This window comes from Mesorhizobium sp. M5C.F.Ca.IN.020.32.2.1, assembly GCF_004023105.1.
Classification (GTDB): Bacteria; Pseudomonadota; Alphaproteobacteria; order Rhizobiales; family Rhizobiaceae; genus Mesorhizobium; species Mesorhizobium wenxiniae.
Genome location: NZ_RZSX01001230.1, coordinates 1 through 1,401, shown reverse-complemented (window position 1 = coordinate 1,401; position 1,401 = coordinate 1). Strand labels below are relative to the sequence as shown.

Annotated in this window: 1 protein-coding gene and 1 pseudogene; both read right to left on the bottom strand. The window is 65.4% G+C overall.

The window, feature by feature from the left end; translation table 11 throughout:
• Positions 1-84 (bottom strand): annotated as a pseudogene (locus EOA86_RS40955) (transcriptional regulator); the annotation flags it as partial.
• Between the two features lie 130 nt (positions 85-214).
• Positions 215-1,401 (bottom strand): efflux transporter outer membrane subunit (locus tag EOA86_RS34665; protein ID WP_128345615.1); only part of this gene is annotated, 1,187 nt, incomplete at its 5' end.

The following is a 1,401-nucleotide window of genomic DNA, read 5'->3' as shown; positions in this document are numbered from 1 at the left end:
CGCCCGGACCAGCAGGCGAAACACTTCGAGCCTGGTGTCCTGGCCAAGCGCTGCCAATGCAAGGAGGGCGGCTTTCTTGTCCATGTATCTATACATCCAGAGTTAAGGATATTTAGCGCCAACATATGACAGCTGGATGACGGCAGGCAAGAGCCCCGATATCCAGATTTCGCCGATGTCCTGTCTGGACGGAGGGGCGATTCTCGGCTTGGCCTCAGGGTTTCGATGCCAGCCGCGCACCGGTCTTGACGTCGACCACCTCCGGCTTGCCAGCATCGATCGCACCGTCCCAGCCGCCGCCGAGCGCCTTGTTGAGCGCGATGTAGTCGGTGACGATGGCGATGCGGCTTTGCAGCAGATCGTCCTCGGCCGAGTAGAGCGAGCGCTCCGCGTCCAGCACCTCGAGAAGGCTTGTCTCCCCGGCCTTGTAAAGCGTGCCTTCAAGGCGTGCCGTGTCCGCGTAGGATTTCGCGGAAGCAGCGAGCTTGCTGTTCCTGATGCGCTCCTGGCGTAGCGCAACGAGCGCGTTTTCCACATCCTCGAGCGCCGTCAGCACGGAGGCCCGGTAGGCGATGAAATATTGATCGCGCTGGGCTTTGGCGACCTCGACGGCCGCCTTCAGCTGACCGGCATTGAACAGCGGCACGCTGAGCGCCGGCCCGAATGACCAGCCGATCGAGGAGTTCTTGCCGAGATCGCCGAGCTTGAAGGCTGACGTGTCGATGTCTCCCGTCAGGCTGACCGAGGGATAGCGCGCCGCCTCGGCCTGGCCGATCTTGGCGGTGTATTGCGCATATTGCCGCTCGGCCATGCGCACGTCGGGGCGGGCTAGCAGAATGTCGGCCGGAATCCCGGCCGGGATCGGCAGGCGCGGGGTGGGAATCGGCGCGATGCGCCTCAGCCGCTCGTTCAAGGCGGAAGGCGGACGGCCGGTGAGCACCGCAAGGCGATGCACCGCTTCGGCGTAGCCTGCTTCCAACGACGGAACGTCTGCCTCGGTGCTGCTTGCCTGTCCCATCGCCTTGGCGACATCGGCCGCTGTCGCCGTGCCGGCTTGCGCCATGGCGCGGGTGAGCACCGCCGTTTGCTTCTGCGAGGCGGCTGCGCGCCGGGCGAGCTGAATGCGAGCCTGATAGCCGCGCGCCTGCGCATAGCTGGACGCCACGTCGCCGACGAGCGTCAGCAGCGTCGAGCGCAGTTCCTCCTCGGAGGCGTCCAGCCCATAGCGCGCGGCCTCGACGCTTCTGCGGTTGGCGCCGAACAGGTCGAGTTCCCAACTGGCGTCAAAGCCGGCCTGGTATTGACTGTAGGCATCGCTGGCAGTTCCGCCCGATGTGGTCGCAGCCGTCTTGTTGCGCGTGGCGGAACCGGAGCCGTCGGCGGACGGGAACAATGTACCGA